Genomic DNA, 21,072 nt, shown 5'->3' with positions numbered 1-21,072 from the left:
AGTTATAATGTGATTTTTAGTTGTTTAAATTGACTTATGATCTGCTTACGAAAAAGAAGCTTTTGTCGTCCGATTGTTTGATGATGAGCACGCTTTCGCGGAACCGCAATTCGGAACCATCAAGCGATTTGACATAGATGTTCATGATGTTTCCGTTGGCATTCACCTCGGCATTGCCCAGTTTATCACCGGAAACCGTCGATTGCAAAATGGCCTCCCTTCCTAGAAAATCGACCGCCTCGTCACCGTCTTTGTTCAGGTTTTTGAAAAAGGCCTTGAAAGGCGTGGTGACGATCTTGGTCAGTATCAGGGAGGGAACGATGGCCAACAGTACGATGACGAACCCAAAGCTATTGTCATAGCTGAAGGTAAGTACTGTGGCCAGTACACTGATGATCCACCAAAGGAAGATCCAAAACGTGAACGTGAACATAAACGGCAATCCGACAAAGTTGAAATAAATCAACACGATCTGCCACCATTTCAGTTTGCGTGTTTTTTTGTTGACGACGTGTTCACGGTCGACCTCTGCATTCGCGACATCGGAAAAGTCCATGCTTCCCCCTTCGATTCCGGTGTCCACTTCCAAGTCGACATCGGCATCGATGTCAACGTCGACATCAACGTCGAGGTCGAAGTCGAGACCGCTGACCATGGTGATCAACCAGTAAACGATGAGGATGATCAAAAGAATGGTCAGGGTACTGTTTACCTGTGAAAAAAGGATGTCAAAATACTGTTCCAATGTCGGTCGGTGTTTATGATGTGATTACTTCGGTGGTGTTCGTTGTTACGATTTCTTGTCATTCAGGCCCAATTGTTCCTTGAGCTTCGCCAAATCGGCATCGGCATTGGCTTCCGATACATCGGCGGCCTTGTCGATTTCCTCATCGATGGATTTGGAAGCGTTGGCGATATCGCCATAGGCTTCGGCCAGCGCTTCTTCTTGCTGCACTTTCTCTTTCATGCGCTCTAACATCGAGACGGTACTCGAGCTGTCGATCTCAGCCATTTGCTTGTTGAGGTTCTTGGTGGCTTTAGACACCTTGACCCTGGCTTTTAAGGTCTTGAGTTCATTTTCCCATCGGGAAATGTTCTGCTTGATCTCTTGCACGTTCTTCTCGAGTTTGGCCACGGAGCCTTCGAACTTTTCCGTGTCGCTTTTGCTACGGGCGGCCTGTTGGTTCGCGGCTTCCTTTTTAACAAGGGCCTCTTTGGCCAAACGGTCGGCCTCTGTGGTATCGATTTCGTTCTTATGGCCTTTCTGAAGGATCAGCATGGCTTTTTGCTCATAGTCTTCGGCCTTGGCCAAAAACTCCTCGGTGTCGTTCTTGGAACGAATGGCCAAGGCCTTGACTTGCGCCAAGGATTCGAGGCTTTTTTCCAAATCACCTTTCATGTCACGTATCCCTTGTTCGGTCAGTTTGATGGGGTCTTCCATCTTGTCGATTACGGCATTCGCCTCGGCTTCGCCGATCTTAAATAGTCTTTTGAAAAAATTTACCATGTTTATTGTTTTGAATAGTTTATAATTTGATCGGCATATTCACTTAGCAATAGGCTTAAGGAATTTAAGGATCCCTCGAGTTCGTCGAGATCCAAGTGTTGCAATCTGAGGGTGTCCCTAAAGATTACTTTTTCACCGGATTCATCGAGTACGAAAGCCCCATGCACGATATCCCTGTTCTTTTTGAGGAGCTCCTTATAGATTTTGGCATCGCCTTGGGCGATATCGAAAATGTGCTGCTCGATGATCAATATGGGGGTAAATACCCCTAAGATCAGGTTTTTGATACCTTCTTGTTCCTTATTGATGACCAAAATACCTTCCTCCTGGTTTTCAGTGGCGATATCGAGATCCAATTGTTGTAGATATGCTTTGACCTTTTGAAAATTATCTTCCATGCGTTTTGGGCTGGTTTCTGTTTATACTGTCGCTCTCAAATGAAGCTATAAATTACTGCCTTTTCATGAATCCATCCATATAAAATGGCTAAAAATCATAGCTAAATTTGTAAAATGTCTATTTTTTTCAGCAAAATAACGGGTCGCGACCACATAAATTGCTATATTTACCTAACAAACATAGCAAATAATTTTCATATTTGCAAATATTATTAGCAAATTATGTCTTTCTTCGGCAAGAACATCAAGAAAATCCGTAGTGTCCAGAACATGAGCCAACAGGCCTTTTCAGAGATTTTCGACCTGAAACGTGCGACTCTGGGAGCCTATGAAGAGCAGCGAAGTGAACCGAAAATCGATACGATTATCAAAATTGCTAATTATTTTAGTATCACGATCGACGACCTCTTGACCAACGAACTTACGGTCAATGAGCTCTTGAAATTCAAAGCGGACCTGACCACTGACTCGACCAAGATCGTAAACGACCGTTTTCCAGAAATCGGTTGTGTCACGGGCACCTATATTTCGGACTATCCTTTTTCGTATGAAGACGAGGCTTTTCTCAAAGGCCTTCCCAAACTTCAATTGCCTGTGGATCGGCCGGATTCTTCGCGGGCTTTCGAAGTCCAAAACCTTGAGATGACCCATCTGGACCGGGGCTTTTACCCCAAGGACATCATTATCGGGGAAGCTGTAACCAAAAAGGATTTCAAGAAAGTGGAAAAAGGGGCGTATTGTGTGGTAGTCACTGCCGAAGCGCTCATCTTCAGGCGGTTTTTCTTTTCGTCGGGTGAAATCACGCTGAAAACGGACCATAAGAACATCGTCGATATCGTAATGCCCGTTTCGGCCATCAAGGAGCTCTGGGAAATTCGGCAGGTGTTCTGTCACCGCATCCCGGACTTTTCGGATATGATCGAAGGACGGTTGACCCTGGTGCACCAAGACGTGCAGAAACTTCATGAAATGCTGCGATAAGACCGCCCACCAAAGCGCATGACAGGGAATCTCGCCAACATCGCCAACTACTTCCATGATTGCTATCTGGCCGACAACCGATCGATCAGCATCATGGACTTTCTCAAACCCAAGGTCGCCCATAAAGTCTTTTTCGAAGAAGAAGAACTGATCAACGGCACCTATCCCATTGTGCCCATTCCCAACGAACAGGGCGAGCTGTTACTGAAAAACGCAAAACTGTTCGAAAAGGAAAAAGAACTGGTTCATGGAGCCCTCTTTGTGTGTGGCACCTATGTCGATTTTCGGGGAAAATCACAGGCCCTTTGCGCCCCTTTGCTCTACCATGATATTCGCGTAGAACAGAACGACGGGTTTTATTTTGCCCGGATCGACCTGCAATCACGCCGACTCAACTATCCGTTGTTACAGCTCTTGGCCAGTGCCGATGAAACCGACAATTTCCAAAACGCCCTGCTTAAGGCGTTGCCCAGTGGCCCGTTTCGCTTCGAGCATGTCGGCCAATTGATCGCCTTGTTCGAAAAACACCATCCCGATATCGAGGCCCAAGAATTATTGGGCTATCCGAACAACCTCAGCCTTGGGCAAATACGGTATCGATTGCGAAAACTAAAAGGGACCGAGAATAGCTATCAGATCTTGCCCTTCAGTGTCATGGGTATCGTCGAAAAGTCAAAACAGACCCGTGGGGTGCTCAACGAACTGAAACAACTGGGTGCCGCCTCTACCTTTTCAAGCCCCTATACCACCCTCTTCGAGCGCTCGGCAAAATCGTTGCCCGCAACACCCGAAGCGGTGATGGGCTACGTACCCACGGTGCTGAGCAAAGCCCAGAAAAGCCTTTTGATTTCGGCAGCTACCCATCCGACCACCCTGATCGTCGGTCCGCCGGGAACCGGGAAGACCTATACCATTTCGGCCATTGCCCTTGAACATATGAGTCGGGGCGAATCGGTATTGGTCGTCTCGAGAACCGATGAGGCGGTCGATGTCGTGGCAGAAAAGATCAACGGGCAGCTGGGTTTCGAACACTGTATCATCAGGGGCGGTCGAAAACGAAAACACGTCACCAAAGTGCGGCGTTTCATTAAATCGATGTTGGTCAGTGCTTCTCCCATGCGGTTTTTACATAAAGAATTCGAAGAGCACAATGGGTTCGATGATATCGGTAAGCTCCGCGATTTTATCGAATCACTCCATCGTCAATTGCAAAAAATCAAGCGGGAGACCCAGGGATTGGAGCAAGATTACGCGGCGGTTTTGGAGGGGGAACAAGCGAAAAGCGATTTTTTGAGCCAAAAGGAATCCAAGCTGTGGGATGACCTCAAGTCGCTATGGTTGCAACTGGTCAACAAACTGCCTTTTCAGGAAGCGCTGCATGAAATCGTGTCGGAAATCCGGACCAAAGACGGCGATTCGGTCAAGAAGACCAAGGAGTTCTTAAAATGGAACTACATTTTGAACCTGCTCAAGGTCATGCACGACCATTGGGGCGATTTCAATGAATTCTACCGGGCACTGAACACCCATAGCGATACGGAGCGCATCGCCATCTTTGAAAAAATAGACTTCGATTGCGTTTTAAAGGCCTTCCCGATATGGTTGATCAACCTTTCCGAAGTGAAGGACAAGGTGCCCTTGATCAACGGACTGTTCGATGTGGTGATCATCGATGAGGCGACCCAGTGCGATATCGCTTCTTGTCTGCCGGCCTTACAACGCGCCAAAAGGGTGGTGTTCGCCGGTGACCCGAACCAACTGCGCCATATCTCGTTCTTATCGAAGAACGTACAATTCCAATTGCAACAAAAACTGGGGTTGCAAGCAGTAGATCCCTTTTTGTTGAACTACCGTGACCATAGCATTCTCGACCTTGCCATCAACAGCCTACAACGCCGATCGCAAGTAGCCATGCTCGACGAGCATTACCGCAGTCTGCCCCAGATCATCGGGTTCAGCAATCGCGAATTCTACAACAACGAACTGCGTTTGATGACCCATAAGCCGGGTCGTGACGAACGGTCGCTTTACCTCATTCCTTGTGATGGCAGCCGGGATGCGCAAGGCGTCAACAGCATCGAAGCCGAACGTTTGCTGCGGGATGTGGGGGAGCGGGTCGCCCAAGAGGCCGAGTGGGACCCTTCGTTGGTCACTTCAATCGGAATCCTATCGCCTTTTAGAAGTCAGGTCGATCATCTTTCGGAGGCGCTATTCGATCGTTTCGAGGTCGAAACCCTCGAGCGCCATCGGTTCAAGGTCGGCACCCCTTACGCCTTTCAAGGCGAAGAGCGTGACCTGATGTTCCTTTCGTTGGTCGTAGATGGGGCCACCCATCATTCGGCCCATGGCCATTTGAACAAGGCGGATGTCTTCAATGTATCGGTGACACGGGCCAGACATGGGCAGTATGTGTATCATTCGGGCAATCCAAAGGATTTTCGTCCTGGGAGTCTGCTGCGAAAATTTTTGGTGTATGGAAAAGAAAAAAGCGTTTCGAAACCGCACGCCCAAGGACTGGAACGGGATTTCTTCCTGAAGCAGATCCAAGACCATTTGCCCAAAGAAGCTATGGTCCAATTTTGGGAAGGCTATCGGATCGCCGACATCACCCTGGATCTATTGATCCAAACCGAAAAAGGGTACTACGCCATTGATTTGATCGGGTATCCGGGTGACTTTGTCCACGCGCTTAGTGTGGAGCGAATCCGCATCCTGAACCGTGCCCAGATCAAGGTCTTCCCGCTCTCGTTCGCCGATTGGTATTTTGACCAAGAAGGTGTGCTGACACAACTACGGAGCTTCTTATACTCGTAGGTCATTAGACGGCGCCACATCCATCCCGAATAGCGATATTCTTTGCAATCTCTTGGAAATCCAGGGATTTTTGCATCTTTGCAATGCAAATGAAAAATACTGGAGTACATAGCATCCCAAAAGACCTGTTCAGTCAGGTGGACTATCGCTGGATAATCGAATTATCCTCGCGAAAAGGACGTGATGTGTCCGGTTTAAATGGATTTATACATTGATTTAAAACCGATTTTGATACCATAACGAAGCGTCCTACACCAATTGGGCGCTTTTTTTATGAAAAATTTTAAAACGAATGCAAGAAAAGTAAAATGACATATACCGGATAGTTGAAACAGAAAACGATTGAGGGACAGGCGATTGTATCATGTTGAAAATCCGCTGAAAAGCGGACCGGGACCCCCTATGCCTTTTTTAAACTTAATTCACTGATTATCAATAATTTAAATTCGATTTTTTCTTGCATAATCCAGAAATAGCCCCCATATTTGCCCGTCGAACGAAACACGACAACACGAATTTCAAACAAATAAAAACGAAGCGATGCTTTTACATCAGACCAGTTTTAAAAGCCGATTGATCGATGAACGATCAATACCGTTGCTTCGGTTCTTTCCTGTAGGGTCTTAGCCCTTAAGAAGATCCGAGGCAATCCAATAGGATGTTTCGGATTTTTTATATCCGGCGGATATAGCCATTTCGAGACGATTTCAAAACAAGCATGAGCGGTCCTGCGTATCAGGATCAGTCTTGCGCCAAAGAAATGAATATCATGGAAAGAACGAATTTCAATATGTACCTATTCAAAGCCTTGGATGCCTACCCGTATGAGTTGGAAGAAGCCATCGAAGCCTTGAACTATGCCTTGTCATACGACGCTAAAAACGTCAAAGCACTTTGCATGATGGGTACCATATATGCCGAACAATTGGGGGAATACGAAGCGGCCAAGGCCTGCTTCGAGGAAGCCTTGGAGCATGATCTGGAATTGCCTTATATCTATCCGGATTATATCGCCGTCTTGATCTTGAACGAGGATCTTACCCAAGCACAAAAAGTACTGGAGTTCGCCTTGACCGTCAAGGGTATGGACAAAGCCGTGCTCTACAACCTACAAAGTTGGTTGTTCGAAAAATGGCGCCAATACAAAATGGCGATCCGGGCCATGGAAGAAGTAAAGGCCTACAGTTACAACTCGGATTACCAAACGTATGCAGAGAACGAAATCGTTCGGATCAAAAAAAAGCTTTCTAAAAGCAAAACGAATAAAAAGAAAGGAGGTACTAGATAGAAGCCGCCCTTGGTCAAGGGGCGGTTTTTCGTTTGAAATCAATTTAAGACCAATACGCTTCCAATTGCCCGCACAATGCCTTTATCTGGTCGATTTTTACCAAATTATCCATCCATTTTTTCGGAATGTTCCGCTCGCCGTAGTATACCCCTGCAAGGCCGCCTGCAATAGCGCCAACAGTATCGGTGTCTTCACCAAGATTGACTGCTTTTAACACACATTCCTTGAAGCTATCGGTTTTCAAAAAGCACCACAAAGCCGCCTCGAGACTATGTATGACGTATCCTGAGGATTGGATTTCTTTACGTTCCAAATCCCTAATATCGTTTAAAACAATTCGGTCGAAAACACGGATTTCCCTTTCGGCAATATCACGAACTTCAAAAAACACGTTCATTCGTTCTTTGGCCTTTACATACGATTCCGTTTTCGTATTTCCTAGGACCAATTCATCGACCATCATCAAATAAAACATACAGGCAAGTGCTGAACGAATATGCCCATGTGTCAACGCGGAGACCTCCCAAATGAGTTGAAAATCACCCTCCACCGACGATCCTTTCAAATAAAAATATAAAGGAAGGATTCGCATTAATGAGCCATTCCCATTGGAGAACTCATCCGCTTCATATCGTAGTAATCGTAGATCTTCCAACTGTTCAGATTGGATGACCTTGCTCAATTTGTCTATTGATTTGCTTGTTTGGATACCGATGTCAAAAACAGACCCATGGGGGGTCCAAAACATACCGTACTTCCAAAAAATAAAATTCTTGGCAATCCTGGTCAAGTCAAAGCCCTCTAATAGGGCTTCACACATGCAAAGCGTCAATGAAGTGTCATCAGACCAGGTGCCCAAGGGCTGATCATGTGTCCCAAAGGCAATCATATCCATAACAGGAGAAGCATTCAATTCTTCACGGGAAATAAATTCTACAGGGACTCCAAGGGCATCCCCAATAGCCAAACCAATTATACCATTTTTGATTCTCCCCATTTTAAATAATCAAATTTGCCTTTTCATCGGCGATTCCGATACTAAGTGTATTTCCTGAATTAAAGTTCAAAAAGTCAGCTTCGATACCATCACTAAAAACAACTCCGTTTTGAGGCATCTTGGATTCGATTTTTAGTCGTGTATTTTTCGTTATGATCCCGCACCCTAAATCTATTTGGGACATTTTACTTAAAAAAGGTTCCCTCACCACGAACAGCAATTGTTCGTCTTCCCATTCCAACCCAGCCGTGAACGCGTTTTTTTGTTTATGAAAATGCTGGTTGATGTTATTGGTCATATTAAAGACAGAGCTGATCCACCCTGTTGAGCCCGCACCCGTAGCAACCAAAATACCGCTAGAGGATTGACTTTCCCTTTTTCCCTTGAATTCAAGGTTATATCGGGACGAAACATGCGATGATGCACCTATATAGAAATCATTGAAGGCCAATAATGTTTGCCCATCGTTCATGGTAGCTTTGGCCATGGTCACTCTTTTTGATTCATAGGTCCCATTAAGAACGCCTTTAATAGCCGGCAACAATGTTTGCGGACCATGGGGCAACAGAACACCATCATAACGTTCTTCGTCCGGATTAACGGCTACTATAGGAAGTCCGTTTACATATTTGGCGGTATTGGCAACCAAGCCATCTTGACCGAGGACCACGATCAAATCCCCTTCAGCGAACATGTAGGTCGATAAATAAGAACGGAACAGCACCTTACTCTTGAACAAAGGGGAAATTGTTTTTTGAACCTGCTCAAGTGATGCATAAAAGGTGTTGTGCTCTTGTTCGTAAAAACCAAAATCCTCTCCGGAGCGTTCGAGGTAAAACTTGGCTTGGGCCTTTGAATTAAACCGTTCTACGAGTTGCTCAAGCCTTGTTTTATCCCTAACAATGATGATCTTTTCCAATTCCATACTAGGCGGTCTTTGTGCTCATGATAGCCTCCAATAAATCCGGAGAAATATTGAGATTACCTATTTTGTCCGCATTCTCGGCCAATTCCCTAAAAGCAAGGGCAATGTGATTCCTTGGGTCGATACCTTTGGAATTAATGGCCATAAGCGTCTTCCAATCCAATTCCTTATAAGGGCGAAGATTGGCATGCAATACATACTCTTTAGCATCTGCTTCCTTCTTTTCGTTTTCGACCCTAAGGTCGATTAGTTGCTGTTTGCTATCCTCCAAAGAGATGTTGGACGCCATATCCATTTCTTTGAGTTTTTGCTCATTTTCTTGCTTCACTAATTCGGTTTCCATTTGCTTTTCAGCGATTTGTTTCTGTTTTTCTTCGACAGCGATTTCCGTATTCAGTTCCGTTTCCTTGATGATGCGCTCTTGTTCAACGGCAAAATTTCTTCGCTCATAAATGGCCTGATCCGCTTCCTTTTGAAGTGATTCCCGCATCTGGGCCTCCAATGCTCTGGCCATTTCAGGGTTTGGGGTGACACCCAAAACGTTTACGCTCAATATTTCAAGACCAAGCATATGTACGGTTTTAGAGTTTTGAACACTCTCCATGATCTGCGTTTCTATCTGCTGTAATTGACGTAACGCTTCTTTAAGACTTAACTTTTGTATAACCCCGGCACTTGCCGTTTGGGCCTCATTGATGATGCGCTGTTGGATTTTCTCATTGTCATCTTTGATATAGTACCCTTTACTGTCAACAGTGAAGTCAAGAACCTCGGCCAATTGTTTTGGGTCTTTTACTTTATAAGTAATCTGACCTTGAATGGAAACTTCTTGGTAGTCTTTGGTGGTCTCTTTAAAAATGAATTGAAAGTCTTTACTCTCCATGGGAATGGAAACTATGGAGGAGTTCGGGGCAAAGTAAAAGAAAGAAAGTCCTCGCCCTTCCTTTTTAGTTTTTCCATTTTTAAAATGGATGACATAATTCATGGAATCGAATTTGATGTAGTTTATTCCGAACATAACGACTGGTTTTTAAGATTATTTTGTGTATTTATTACGCAAATATAAATTGTGTTTTTGAACCTCACAAGATATTTTGTGTTTTTTTTACGCAAATTATTTTTATGTGGAATAAGCCAGCATCAGATTTCGAAGATAATACCCTCTTTTTTTAACTGGAAATAGCGCTTTTTATTGAAGCTAAAAAGGCTTGCAGGTCTTCCTCGCCCAGTGGAAACCTTTTCATCCAACTCGTCCAAGACTTTCAAGCTATTGATTTTCTTTTTGAAATTCCTTCGGTCGATTTCCCGGTTCAAAAGCGTGGTATACAGTTTTTCCAAATCGGAGAAAGGAAACTTCTTATCGAGTAATTCAAACCCAATCGGTTCATAGGTGATTTTTCCACGAAGTCTTTCAATGGCAGTCTTCAAGATATGCTTATGGTCAAATGCCAATTTGGGAAGCGTATCGATATTGAACCATTCGGCTTCCTTGGCATCCGTAGAAGGGGTCAACCTAAATGCATTGGGCTTTACCAACCCAAAATAAGCGATGGAAACGACCCTTCCCCTAGGATCCCTCCCAAGCCCTCCGAAGGTATATAATTGTTCAAGGTAGTTTATTTTGACCCCTGTCTCTTCGGCCAGTTCCCTTTCAACAGCTTGCTCCAAGTTTTCATTTTCCAATACAAAACCTCCTGGAATGGCCCATTCATTTTTAAACGGCTCATATTTTCTTTTCACTAAAAGCACCGATATTTTTCCGGAGTCATATCCGAACACCACTGCGTCTACCGTTAGTTTAATCGCATCCATGCAATATGTGTTATTGATACACAAATATAGGGTTTCACTTGGGGAACGACTTGATACGATTGCCCAAAGATCCTACACCCGATTTCCGGTTTTTGAACGCAAATGGAGGTGGCCCACCTAAACCCATGCTTCCCTCAACAGAGCAGGCCATTGGCTCATTGGTGTTTGAAAAGGAGTGCGTAACTTCAGTACTTAGGTAAAAACCGACCGCCATGAAAAAAGTGCTTCTCCTCCTTTTTCTCCTTTTGGGATTCCAATTCGTCAAAAGTCAAAACACGTATAAGAGGCTTTGGCAGAAAACAGAACGACACGAAATTGAAGGCAAATACAAAAGTGCTTCTGCCGTAGTGGACAAAATTGCAAAAAAAAGCATTCGCGACAACCAAAGCGATCAGGTGGTCAAAGCCTTTATTTACAAATCGAAATTTGCTTTGTTGTTAGAAGAAGATGCCCGAATTCAGGTTTTAAAAGAACTATTGGCGCAAATCGAAAAATCACCCTTTCCAACGAACGCCATACTACGATCCCTCTATGCGGGGTTATTCGAACAATATCTCGACCAAAATCGATATTCGCTTTGGAGGCGAGCAACTTTTTCCGGGGAGGTCAACTCGTGGGATTTCGAAAAATGGGACCTAGCCACCTTGGTCGCATACACCGGTGAACAGTATCACCTATCCATTTTAGAGGCAGATAAGCTTCAGCAAATTCCTATTAATCGATTTTCATCCATTCTTTCAGAAGGCAAGTTCTCTAAAAAATTCCGTCCGACTTTATACGATTTTCTTGCGCACAGGGCCTTGAATTTCCACAAAAAAAAGTTTCAAGTTTCCAAAAGGCCTAAGGAACGGTTCTTGCTTACGGATGCCAAAATCTTTGCAAAAACCACGGATTTTGTCAACGCGCCATTTACCACTGCAGACAGTGTTTTTTCGTATCGCCCCGTACTTAAAATTTACCAAGGCCTCGAAGCCTTCCATTTAAACTCCGATAGCACGGCTTATATCGAGGTTTTATTCGAACGCCTTCGTTTTTCTCGACAGCATTCCCCCTTGCAAGATGCGGAGCAACGTTATTTTGTAACGCTCGAGAACTTATACAGCGAATTCAAAAGTCATCCTGCATCGGCCGCTATTGGTTATGCGATGGCCGAACGACTTTATTCATTAAGTCAATACAAAGACCCGGCCAAGAATCCTTCCATTGCAAAAAATAGAATCGAAGCCCATCGCCTATGCGAGGCTATTTGCGATGCGCACCCGACATCAGACGGAGGCTTTTTGGCCAAGGTCTTGAAAAACAAAATCGAGAATCCGCAAGTTGATATCGAAACCGAGAATTATCAAATTCCAAATCAGCCTTTCTTGGCCAGGATCGATTATCGCAATCTTGACTCCTTGTTCATCAATGTCATTCGTATACAAAAGGATTTTGACGAGTCGATAAACAAGAGCGAAAGGGACAGTATCCTATTGGCAAGTTTACGTAATGATAAGCCTATTGCTACTCGGTCTTATAGCCTGCCGCCCCGTGAAGATTTTTTCCAAACCAGTACGGAAATCGATTTTGACCCTTTACCCATTGGTCATTACCACCTTGTTGCCTCAGGTGTTGAAAATCCTATTCGGCCTGAACAAATTTTCGGTTATCAAAAAATCCAGGTCACCGAATTGGCCATGCTGTCATTCAACAATGAGGATAAATTGAAAATCCAAGTCCTCGACCGAAAGCACGGGCATCCGGTAGTCAATGCCAAAATCTCAATTGATGATCTCGATAAAGTTGAGAACGGGGAGACGGACACCTATGGAAGTTATTCCGTCAGCAGATCAAAGGAGGAAACCAAATACATTGATGTAGTGGCTAGCCGCGGGCCCGACACGATACGCATACGTGATTATCGCCTATATCAAAACCGGATTGAAGTAATTGAAAACAAAAAAGAAGAACATTGGGCAAAACTCTCTCTTTTTCTGGATCGTAGCATCTATCGCCCAGGCCAAACCTTATATTTCAAAGGGCTGCTTTCAGAGAAAATAGGAACTCGGATCCGTGCCGTTCCTGACACATGGGTGACAGTATTCATCTACGATTCGAATTACCAAGATTTAAAGGAATTCCGATTGAAAACCAACGAATATGGATCAGTCCAAGGCCATTATGACATTCCATTGAATGTGCCGACTGGGGAATTCACCATAGAATTGGATGAAGACTATGGTACTGATGACGAGGACGAAGACCCGTATTGGGAAAAAATTGATGATTTCGAAATGGCGGAAATTGAATTCATGGTCGAAGAATACAAGCGCCCTCGATTCGAAGTTTCTTTCAAAAAGCGAAACCAGAGCAACGTTTTGGGAGATTCGATAAAGCTAAAAGGAAGTGCTATCGCGTTCTTCGGAGCGCCGGTAAAAAACGGCGAAGTCAAATATTCGATAACAAGGAAGATAGAGTCCTTTCTAGGAACGCAGTCATATGATCAAGAAACCCAACCGATCGATTACAAGGTCATAAAGACGGACAAGAACGGGGGTTTTGAGATTTCGTTTTTAGCAGTGCCGGATTCAACCTATTCGGCCACTCAACAACCAGTCTTCAAGTTTAACGTCAAAGCTGATGTAATTGATGTGAATGGCGAAACCAGAACCGGCGAAACCACGCTTCGCTTAGGCTATCATAACCTTGAGGTCAGCACGGGGCTAGCTTCTTCCATAGCAAAAGATGAACCCCAGACCATTTCGTTCAGTTCGAAAAACTTGAACGGGGAGCCCATTGCCTCGGAAATCGAAGTCTCGATTTTTGAACTTCAAGAGCCGGGATTTGTTTTTAGGAAAAAGCCGTGGGGAATTCCCGCGGCCCAAATACTGGAAAAAAACCAGTATCGCAAGCTGTTCCCCAATGAACCATATGACAGTCTCGATCTAAAAGAAAACTGGACAAAAGGCAAGGTCGTTTACCGTACAAAATTGAAAATCGAAGGCAATGGAAGCGTTCCATTACCCGTCTTAAATAATTGGAAAACAGGATCCTATTCCATGGTTGCTAAAGCCCATGATGGCCATAAGGACACCGTGATGATCGAACGTATTTTCGACCTATTCGACCCCTTGGCACCCCATCGTTCCACACAAGACATCTTCGAATACAAAATAATCAACAGCGCCTTTAAAGCCGATGGTTTCGTCCAGTTGTTGTTCAGTTCAAAAGCCGATAGTGTCCAGAGCTTTTTAAAGGCCATATACGATGGTCAGGTCATTCTTGACACCTTGGTACAGGTTGGAAAGAAAGGATCCTATGTAAAAATCCCTATCGCAGCTGATTTCAATGATAAAATCTTTTTCCAAATCCATTTCGTTAAATACAACACCGTGTTTGCCGAAGATTTTTCGGTCGCGCTTCCCGATGTCCCACAGCGTTTGACTTTTGAGACCCAAACGTTTCGAAATCGTTTGGACCCTGGAAACAAAGAGACTTGGAGATTTAAGATTTCCGGTCCTGATGCAGAACCGGCTCGAGCTGAAGTGCTCGCTACTATGTACGATGCCTCTTTGGATGCTTTCAAGGAACACCAATGGGACTATCGCGTTGGATATTTGAATTACAAACGCTCTTTCGTGCCTAGGATCAACGAACATTATTTCTTTTCGTTGGCCCGTACCCATAAATTTTGGGATTCCCGCAAAGGCAACGTTTCCCATTTTCTAAAGAATCATTATCGATTAAATTGGTTTGGGTTGAATTTTAGCAATACGGAATTCCGACAAAAAGCTTATCTCAAAACCATACTGCAAGAGAAAAAGACTTATGTGGACACCAAGGGAAAGATCGTAGGCATCGTTACGGATAGCGATGGTTTGCCTCTGCCGGGGGTGAATATTTATATCGATGGAACATCGATCGGTACCCAAACGGATTTCGATGGGTTTTATACCATAGATGCCAAAAAAAATTCGGTGCTCATTTTTACTTACATCGGTCAAAAAGATGTATCGGTTTTAGTGTCCAAATCAAAAACGATCAACGTTCTTATGACGGAAGATGCATCTGCTCTCGAAGAAGTAGTGGTTACCGCACAAGGTATCAAAAGGGACGCCTACCCATTAGGATATAGCGTGGATTACACTACTGCGAATGGGATTTCCCATTCCATTGAAAGAGGGCTTTCGGGTAAAGCGGCGGGGGTAGCGATAACCCAAGCAGCTGGAGCTTCCGGAACGGCGAAGCGCGTTGTTATCCGTGGATTGAACAGTATAAATGCAAACGATCGGGCATTGTTCATTGTGGATGGTGTTCCTTTCGTATTCGAAGAGGGAAATGCCGAAGAAATCTTGCTTGAAACGGAAGATATTGAAGATATCTCTGTTATTAAGGGATCGGCTGCAACCGAACTATATGGCTCTTTGGGCAAGAATGGCGTTGTGCTGATCACCACCAAGAAAGGAGCTGAACGAGCTTTAAAAATAGAACCTAGAACCAATCTCAAGGAAACGGCTTTTTTTCATCCCAACCTCGAGACCGATTCAGACGGTTTCGTTAGTGTGGAATTCGATTCGCCCCAAGCTTTGACGAAATGGCGCTTCATGATGTTGGCCCATACCAAGGCGGTTGAATTGGGAAAATTCGAAAGAACGGCAATTACCCAAAAAGAGCTTAATGTCATACCAAATTACCCCCGATTCTTACGGGTAAGGGACACTTTGGTGTTTTCGTCCAAAATTATAAATCTATCCTCCGTATCGCAGGTGGGTTCGATCAACTTACAGCTTTTTAATGCCAATACCGGAATGCCGTTGAACGCGATGATCATCGAAAAAAATACTAGCCAACCCTTTGTTATTCCATCAAACGGGGATACCAATGTCTCATGGAAATTAAGTATTCCCCGGGATGTTGATGCGATTGAATTCAAAGTAGTAGCAACAGCCGGCAAGATAAGTGACGGTGAAAGCACGATTCTGCCTGTACTATCCGATAAGGTTCTGATCACCCAATCGACCCCTATCCTCGCTTTGCCGAACAGTATCAAAAAAGTGGAATTCGAACAACTGGGAAGAACGGGGCCTACATCAAAGGAAAACCACCGGCTGATCTTAGAATATACTTCAAACCCGGCCTGGTCGGCCATAAAATCATTGCCCTATCTCATTGAATTCCCATACGAATGTGCTGAACAAACTTTTTCTAAATTCTATGCGAATGCGATAACCCAGTACATTATTGAACATGAATCGAAAATTGCTGAAGTTTTTGAGGCTTGGAAAAAGATGGACGGGTCAAAGTCACCATTGCAAAAAAACCAAGAATTGAAAAGCATCTTGGTAGAAGAAAGCCCTTGGGCCATGGAGGCCGTAAATGAAAGTGAAAATCTTGCCAAGCTAGGGGCCCTTTTTGAGAATAACGCACTTCTCGAGAAGCGCGCTTTGGCCATCAACAAACTTGAAGAACTTCAATTGGAGTCTGGGGGCTTTCCTTGGTTTTCGGGTGGCGCCGCAAACACATTTATTACTAGACACATCGTCGCGGGCTTCGGACACTTACAGCATCTTAAGGTGGTCGATGCAAAGAGCTATGAAATCCAGTCCCTATTAAATAACGCTTTGGTCTTTTTGGACAACGGGTTTATTAAAGACCACAATGTACGCCTAGAGAAGAACATTCATTCCATACGTTTGAGGTCCGATGAAATCCACTATTTCTATGCAAGAAGTTTCTTTTTGGAAAGCCATCCCATAAGTGAAGAATTGGAATCGATCCAATCAACCTATCTGGAGGTGTTCAAAAAAGATTGGAATCAAACTTCCTTGTTCAACAAAGCGATGATCGCACTGATATTAAATCGTCACGGATATGGTGGGCATTCAAAAAAAATCATGTCCGCTATTGTGGAACAAGCGGTGGATAGCAAAGAAAATGGAATGTATTGGAAGGAAAACAAGGCCGGATGGCGTTGGTCACGTGCACCGATCGAAACCCAGGCCTTGATCATTGAAGCCGCTGCGGAATTAGGTGCTGGGGTCAAGAACATCAATGCCATGAAACTATGGCTATTGAAAAACAAAAAGACGCATCAATGGGAAACGACCAAATCAACCGCGGAAGCCATTTATGCCCTTTTGTTGCAAGGAAGCGATTGGTTGTCGATTTCGGATAATACTACTATTTCTATTGGTGGTCAAAAGGTTCAAAGCAAGACATCGGAGCATGCCCAAAAAGAAGCAGGTACAGGTTATTTGAAATTGGTATGGAATAAGAAGGAAATAAATTCCGAAATGGCTGTCGTCGAAATTCAGAATAAAAGCAAGGTTGCCGGTTTAGGAGGTTTTTATTGGCAGTATTTTGAAACGCTGGATAACCTTTCAGCCTCACCTAAAGGACCCCTAACCGTTCATAAGCAACTTTTTCTCGAAGAGGTCTCAACACAAGGAACTCGATTCGTTCCAATCCATAAAAACATGGAACTCAATCCGGGTGATATGATCAAAGTACGACTGGAAATCCGTTCAAACGAGTCGATTGAATTCGTGCACTTAAAAGACCTCCGCGCCTCTGGATTGGAACCGATTGACGTCCTTTCAGGACATAAAAGGCAAGGCAGACTCAGGTATTATCAATCAACACGTGATGTCGCGACACATTTTTTCTTTGATTATCTGCCAAAAGGGTCCCATGTCCTTGAATACAATTTAAGGGTCAACAATCGCGGTGATTTCGCAATTGGATTGGCCACCATACAAAGTATGTATGCCCCTGAATTCTCCGGAAATTCGAATAGCGGGCGACTATTGGTTCAGTGATTCGGTCAAAAAATAAACAACGAAGGCCCATCCATGTCCATAGGAGTCGTTTTTTCCAAATCCCTAGCTGGGGTAGGCAAATCCAGAAAAACAAAAAGCCCAGTGTTTTAGACACTGGGCTTCTGCTTGATGTGGTCCCACCTGGGTTAGATCGCTCCGCTCTTGGACCAGAGAAGTCCCCCTACCGCAAATAGAAGCTGGCACTTTGCGAACGCAAAGCACAACCTTATGTTTTGCTTCAAAGCCTTGGGTTTGCCCAGACTTTTCGCAACACAAAAAGCCCAGTGTCTAAAACACTGGGCTTCTGCTTGATGTGGTCCCACCTGGGCTCGAACCAGGGACCAACTGATTATGAGTCAGCTACTCTAACCAACTGAGCTATAGGACCGCTAATTGGACCGCAAAATTAGCTTTTATTTTTCGATGTTCCAACATCCTTTACGCCTTGCGCTCTTGGCAAAGCTCGACTAACACCCCGTTCGTGCCCTTGGGGTGCAAAAAGGCGACCTCTTTGTTGTCAGCGCCGGGTTTCGGAAAGCCCGGCAAGACGATAAGTCCCTCCTTTTCAAGACGTTGCAGTTCTTCTTCCAAATTCTCGACCGCAAAAGCGATATGGTGGATCCCCTCCCCTTTTTTGGCGATGAACTTGGCGATCGCACTATCGGGGTCCGTTGCTTCGAGCAATTCGATCTTGTTCGGGCCCGATTTGAAAAAAGAGGTGCGCACCCCTTCCGAGGGCACTGCCTCGATCTTGTAATGGGGCTGGCCGAACAATTTGGCGAATAGGGTATTCGAGGCCTCTAGGTCTTTTACCGCGATTCCGATATGCTCTATCTTATCCATCATGCTTACGAAGATAGTATTAATGCACTATTTTTGCCCCAATGGAAGAAACACAACGGCAACGAAAAATAGCCGGCATCATACAGAAAGACATGGCCGAGGTGCTGCAACGGGCAGCTACCGACGGGGGAATGAAAGGCACCCTGATCTCGGTCTCCAAGGTCTATATCACCTCTGACCTCTCGTTGGCCAAGGTGTACCTGAGCATTTTTCCGTCAGACAAGGCGGGCGAACTCATCGAAGGCATCCAATCGAACGAGCCCCTGATCAAGCATGAACTGGCCCAACGCACCAAAAACCAATTGCGCCGCGTGCCGGCATTGGCCTTTTATTTGGACGACTCCCTCGACTATATCGAAAACATCGATAAATCCTTGAAAGGGGAAGAAAACCCTATTGAAAACCGCGACCTGTTGGACAAACGCAAGAAATCCTGATCTTGAACTTTCCGCTCTACATCGCCAAACGCTACCTGCGTTCGAAAAGCGGCCAGAATGCGGTCAACATCATCAATTTCATCACCTTTCTCGTTATCGTCATCGGTTCGGCAGCCCTTTTCGTCGTGCTTTCCGCTTTTGCGGGGTTAAAGACCTTTAGCCTCCAATTCACCAATACCTTTGACCCCGACATCAAAGCCATTGCCACTACCGGCAAATTCTACACCCTTTCAGAAGAGGAGCAATCCCGATTGGCTTCGATTACAGGCCTTATCGGATTTTCAAAAGAGATCGAAGAACGGGTATACCTCAGCCACCGGGGCAAAAGCCACATCGCCTATATCAAGGGCATCGACAGTGCCTATCGCCAGGTCACCGGGGTCGATAGTATTTTGTACTACGGCAATTGGGGAGTCAGCGAACAACAGGCCGTGGTCGGTATCGGTATCGCGAATTTGCTGTCCTTGACCATTGACAATTACAACAACCCCTTGAGTGTGATCACGCTCAAGCCGGGCAAAGGGTCCTTGACCGCCGATGCCTTGCGATCCAAGTCGTTTTACAACGAATTACCGGTCGTCGTAAGTGGGGTCTATGCCATCGAAGAGAATTTGGACAAGCAATACGTGTTTGCAGACCTCCCTTTGGTACAGAGCTTTCTCGAAAAAGACAGCACCCTGGTTTCAGGCATCAATTTCAAGGTAGCCCCTACCGCCGATTTGGAAAGACTGCGGGCAAGCGTTTCGGAGATTTTGGGGAACAAGGTCATCGTTCTGACCCGACAAGAGCTGAACAGCACGCTGTATCGCATGCTCAACACCGAAAACCTGGCCACCTATCTTATTTTTACCCTCGTATTGATCATCGCCCTCTTCAATGTGGTCGGGGCCATTATCATGATGATCCTTGATAAGCAGCAGAATTCGAAAACCCTTTTCGCCTTGGGTTCCACCGTCAAAGATTTGCGTCGGATCTACTTCATTCAAGGGATCTTGGTGACCCTTACCGGCGGCTTGATCGGAGTCGCCATTGGAGCGGCACTGGTGGGTTCACAACTGGCTTTCGAATGGTTGATGATCACCCCTTCATTAGCCTATCCGGTAGAATTCAAGCTGGTCAACGTCTTAATCGTGTTGGGAACGATCGCGGTACTCGGGCTCATTTCGGCCAAAATCGCAAGCGGTCGGATTTCAGAAAAGTTGGTGCGCCTTTAGGCGAATTGGAAGTCGCCGAATTTTTCGAGCACCTCATCAAAGGCCGCGAAAACATCGGCCGATTCATCACTAGTGACCATTTTCATGCGGTATTCCTTAAAATGCGGTATCCCTTTGAAGTAGTTGGTATAATGCCTTCTGGTTTCGAAAACACCCAGCTTCTCCCCTTTCCAATCAATGGCCATTTGCAAATGCCTTCGTGCGGCCGTGACCCGTTCTTCCATACTGGGGGATGGCAGGTGTTGCCCTGTTTTGAAGTAGTGTTTGACCTGGTTGAAGAACCAAGGGTTTCCGATACTCGCCCGACCGATCATAGCCCCGTCAAGGCCGAAATCATCACGCATTCGCACTGCGGCTTCCGGACTGTCGACATCCCCATTCCCAAAAACAGGGATATGCATGCGCGGGTTGTTCTTGACCGCGGCAATCGGCTTCCAATCGGCATGGCCCTTGTACATCTGTACCCGGGTACGGCCATGGATCGATATCGCTTCAATACCGACATCCTGCAAACGTTCGGCCACCTCCACGATCTTAATGGAATCACTGTCCCAGCCCAATCGGGTCTTCACCGTTACGGGAAGCTTGGTGCGTTTCACCATAGCCTCGGTCAATTTGACCATCAACGGAATGTCGCGTAAGATCCCTGCCCCAGCATTTTTACTGACCACTTTTTTGACCGGGCAACCGAAATTGATATCGATGATGTCCGGATTGGATTTTTCAACGATATCGATGGCCTGGAGCATCGAATCCATCTCGGCACCGAAAATCTGGATACCTACGGGCCGTTCCTTTTCATAAATGTCCAATTTAATGACGCTCTTGGCGGCATCTCGGATCAACCCTTCCGAGGAAATGAATTCGGTATACACCACATCGGCGCCGTTCTCTTTACAGAGGGCTCGAAATGGAGGGTCGCTGACGTCCTCCATGGGGGCCAAAAGCAAGGGGAATTCGGGAAGTGCTATGTTACCTATCTGTGGCACGTTCTTTTTTTATGGGAGGCAAAAATACGGCAAAAAGTGAAGTTTCTCAAAATGAGGGTGTTGTCATTAT

The 21,072-nt window shown here is 45.3% G+C and carries 15 protein-coding genes and 1 tRNA gene; 6 read left to right on the top strand and 10 right to left on the bottom strand.

Annotation, left to right across the window (positions count from 1 at the left end; genetic code table 11):
• Positions 1–34 precede the first annotated feature (34 nt).
• Genes ABV409_RS04535 through ABV409_RS04525 form a run of 3 tightly spaced genes read right to left on the bottom strand, consistent with a single transcriptional unit; the run spans position 35 to position 1,905 of the window.
• On the bottom strand, positions 35–745 hold the full coding sequence (locus ABV409_RS04535; RefSeq protein ID WP_353876357.1) for a hypothetical protein: 711 nt from the start codon (positions 743–745) through the stop codon (positions 35–37).
• A gap of 45 nt (positions 746–790) precedes the next feature.
• Positions 791–1,507 (bottom strand): PspA/IM30 family protein, encoded by a 717-nt coding sequence (locus ABV409_RS04530; protein WP_353876356.1) that lies wholly within the window; start codon positions 1,505–1,507, stop codon positions 791–793.
• A gap of 2 nt (positions 1,508–1,509) precedes the next feature.
• Positions 1,510–1,905, bottom strand: coding sequence for a type III secretion system chaperone family protein (locus ABV409_RS04525; RefSeq protein WP_353876355.1), 396 nt, complete (start codon positions 1,903–1,905; stop codon positions 1,510–1,512).
• 222 nt (positions 1,906–2,127) lie between these two features.
• Between ABV409_RS04525 and ABV409_RS04520 the strand changes: the two genes are divergently transcribed.
• The 3 genes from ABV409_RS04520 to ABV409_RS04510 all read left to right on the top strand — a co-directional run bounded on the left by ABV409_RS04520 (position 2,128) and on the right by ABV409_RS04510 (position 6,988).
• Positions 2,128–2,886 carry a helix-turn-helix domain-containing protein gene (locus ABV409_RS04520; RefSeq protein WP_353876354.1) on the top strand — a complete coding sequence of 253 codons (759 nt, stop codon included), beginning with the start codon at positions 2,128–2,130 and terminating at the stop codon, positions 2,884–2,886.
• Between the two features lie 18 nt (positions 2,887–2,904).
• A complete protein-coding gene (locus tag ABV409_RS04515; protein WP_353876353.1) occupies positions 2,905–5,700 on the top strand; it encodes a DEAD/DEAH box helicase in 2,796 nt (931 codons plus the stop codon).
• 769 nt (positions 5,701–6,469) lie between these two features.
• Complete coding sequence (locus ABV409_RS04510; RefSeq protein ID WP_353876352.1) at positions 6,470–6,988, top strand: hypothetical protein; 519 nt, start codon at positions 6,470–6,472, stop codon at positions 6,986–6,988.
• A gap of 43 nt (positions 6,989–7,031) precedes the next feature.
• On the opposite strand, the gene ABV409_RS04505 is transcribed toward ABV409_RS04510, so the two are convergent.
• The 4 genes from ABV409_RS04505 to ABV409_RS04490 form a co-directional block, all read right to left on the bottom strand.
• Positions 7,032–7,985 carry an ADP-ribosylglycohydrolase family protein gene (locus tag ABV409_RS04505; RefSeq protein WP_353876351.1) on the bottom strand — a complete coding sequence of 318 codons (954 nt, stop codon included), beginning with the start codon at positions 7,983–7,985 and terminating at the stop codon, positions 7,032–7,034.
• A gap of 1 nt (position 7,986) precedes the next feature.
• Positions 7,987–8,910 (bottom strand): NAD(+)/NADH kinase, encoded by a 924-nt coding sequence (locus ABV409_RS04500; RefSeq protein ID WP_353876350.1) that lies wholly within the window; start codon positions 8,908–8,910, stop codon positions 7,987–7,989.
• Position 8,911: 1 nt separating this feature from the next.
• The gene (locus ABV409_RS04495; RefSeq protein ID WP_353876349.1) at positions 8,912–9,928 is read right to left on the bottom strand and encodes an SPFH domain-containing protein; all 1,017 of its coding nucleotides are present in this window, start codon (positions 9,926–9,928) and stop codon (positions 8,912–8,914) included.
• 122 nt (positions 9,929–10,050) lie between these two features.
• The gene (locus ABV409_RS04490; protein ID WP_353876348.1) at positions 10,051–10,722 is read right to left on the bottom strand and encodes an NUDIX hydrolase; all 672 of its coding nucleotides are present in this window, start codon (positions 10,720–10,722) and stop codon (positions 10,051–10,053) included.
• 212 nt (positions 10,723–10,934) lie between these two features.
• Between ABV409_RS04490 and ABV409_RS04485 the strand changes: the two genes are divergently transcribed.
• Complete coding sequence (locus tag ABV409_RS04485; RefSeq protein ID WP_353876347.1) at positions 10,935–17,519, top strand: alpha-2-macroglobulin family protein; 6,585 nt, start codon at positions 10,935–10,937, stop codon at positions 17,517–17,519.
• Between the two features lie 314 nt (positions 17,520–17,833).
• Here the strand turns inward: ABV409_RS04485 and ABV409_RS04480 are convergent.
• Together ABV409_RS04480 and mce are read right to left on the bottom strand one after the other, a co-directional pair.
• Positions 17,834–17,907: transfer RNA gene (locus tag ABV409_RS04480), tRNA-Ile, on the bottom strand.
• Positions 17,908–17,957: 50 nt separating this feature from the next.
• The gene (gene mce / locus ABV409_RS04475; RefSeq protein ID WP_353876883.1) at positions 17,958–18,362 is read right to left on the bottom strand and encodes a methylmalonyl-CoA epimerase; all 405 of its coding nucleotides are present in this window, start codon (positions 18,360–18,362) and stop codon (positions 17,958–17,960) included.
• Between the two features lie 41 nt (positions 18,363–18,403).
• Here mce and rbfA point away from each other — a divergent pair, with 41 nt between their 5' ends.
• Together rbfA and ABV409_RS04465 are read left to right on the top strand one after the other, a co-directional pair.
• Entirely contained in the window at positions 18,404–18,799 is a 396-nt protein-coding gene (gene rbfA, locus ABV409_RS04470) for a 30S ribosome-binding factor RbfA (RefSeq protein WP_353876346.1), read from the top strand.
• A 2-nt stretch (positions 18,800–18,801) separates the two neighbouring features.
• Positions 18,802–20,013, top strand: a complete 1,212-nt coding sequence (locus tag ABV409_RS04465) for an ABC transporter permease (RefSeq protein ID WP_353876345.1) — start codon at positions 18,802–18,804, stop codon at positions 20,011–20,013.
• Here ABV409_RS04465 and dusB read toward each other — a convergent pair.
• Positions 20,010–21,002, bottom strand: coding sequence for a tRNA dihydrouridine synthase DusB (gene dusB / locus ABV409_RS04460; protein ID WP_353876344.1), 993 nt, complete (start codon positions 21,000–21,002; stop codon positions 20,010–20,012). The genes ABV409_RS04465 and dusB overlap by 4 nt on opposite strands.
• Between the last annotated feature and the right edge of the window lie 70 nt (positions 21,003–21,072).

It is taken from the genome of Flagellimonas algarum (assembly GCF_040513375.1).
Lineage (GTDB): Bacteria > Bacteroidota > Bacteroidia > Flavobacteriales > Flavobacteriaceae > Flagellimonas_B > Flagellimonas_B algarum.
Note: the sequence above shows the minus strand (reverse complement) of the source record. Positions and strands in the feature narration are given on the sequence as shown.

Excerpts from the sequence above, each read along its gene's own strand:
- ABV409_RS04530 (WP_353876356.1), bottom strand. The coding sequence starts at position 1,507 with ATGGTAAATTTTTTCAAAAGACTATTTAAGATCGGCGAAGCCGAGGCG.
- ABV409_RS04505 (WP_353876351.1), bottom strand. The coding sequence starts at position 7,985 with ATGGGGAGAATCAAAAATGGTATAATTGGTTTGGCTATTGGGGATGCC.
- ABV409_RS04515 (WP_353876353.1), top strand. The coding sequence starts at position 2,905 with ATGACAGGGAATCTCGCCAACATCGCCAACTACTTCCATGATTGCTAT.
- mce (WP_353876883.1), bottom strand. The coding sequence starts at position 18,362 with ATGGATAAGATAGAGCATATCGGAATCGCGGTAAAAGACCTAGAGGCC.
- ABV409_RS04520 (WP_353876354.1), top strand. The coding sequence starts at position 2,128 with ATGTCTTTCTTCGGCAAGAACATCAAGAAAATCCGTAGTGTCCAGAAC.
- rbfA (WP_353876346.1), top strand. The coding sequence starts at position 18,404 with ATGGAAGAAACACAACGGCAACGAAAAATAGCCGGCATCATACAGAAA.
- ABV409_RS04500 (WP_353876350.1), bottom strand. The coding sequence starts at position 8,910 with ATGGAATTGGAAAAGATCATCATTGTTAGGGATAAAACAAGGCTTGAG.
- ABV409_RS04525 (WP_353876355.1), bottom strand. The coding sequence starts at position 1,905 with ATGGAAGATAATTTTCAAAAGGTCAAAGCATATCTACAACAATTGGAT.
- ABV409_RS04485 (WP_353876347.1), top strand. The coding sequence starts at position 10,935 with ATGAAAAAAGTGCTTCTCCTCCTTTTTCTCCTTTTGGGATTCCAATTC.
- ABV409_RS04490 (WP_353876348.1), bottom strand. The coding sequence starts at position 10,722 with ATGGATGCGATTAAACTAACGGTAGACGCAGTGGTGTTCGGATATGAC.
- ABV409_RS04495 (WP_353876349.1), bottom strand. The coding sequence starts at position 9,928 with ATGTTCGGAATAAACTACATCAAATTCGATTCCATGAATTATGTCATC.
- ABV409_RS04510 (WP_353876352.1), top strand. The coding sequence starts at position 6,470 with ATGGAAAGAACGAATTTCAATATGTACCTATTCAAAGCCTTGGATGCC.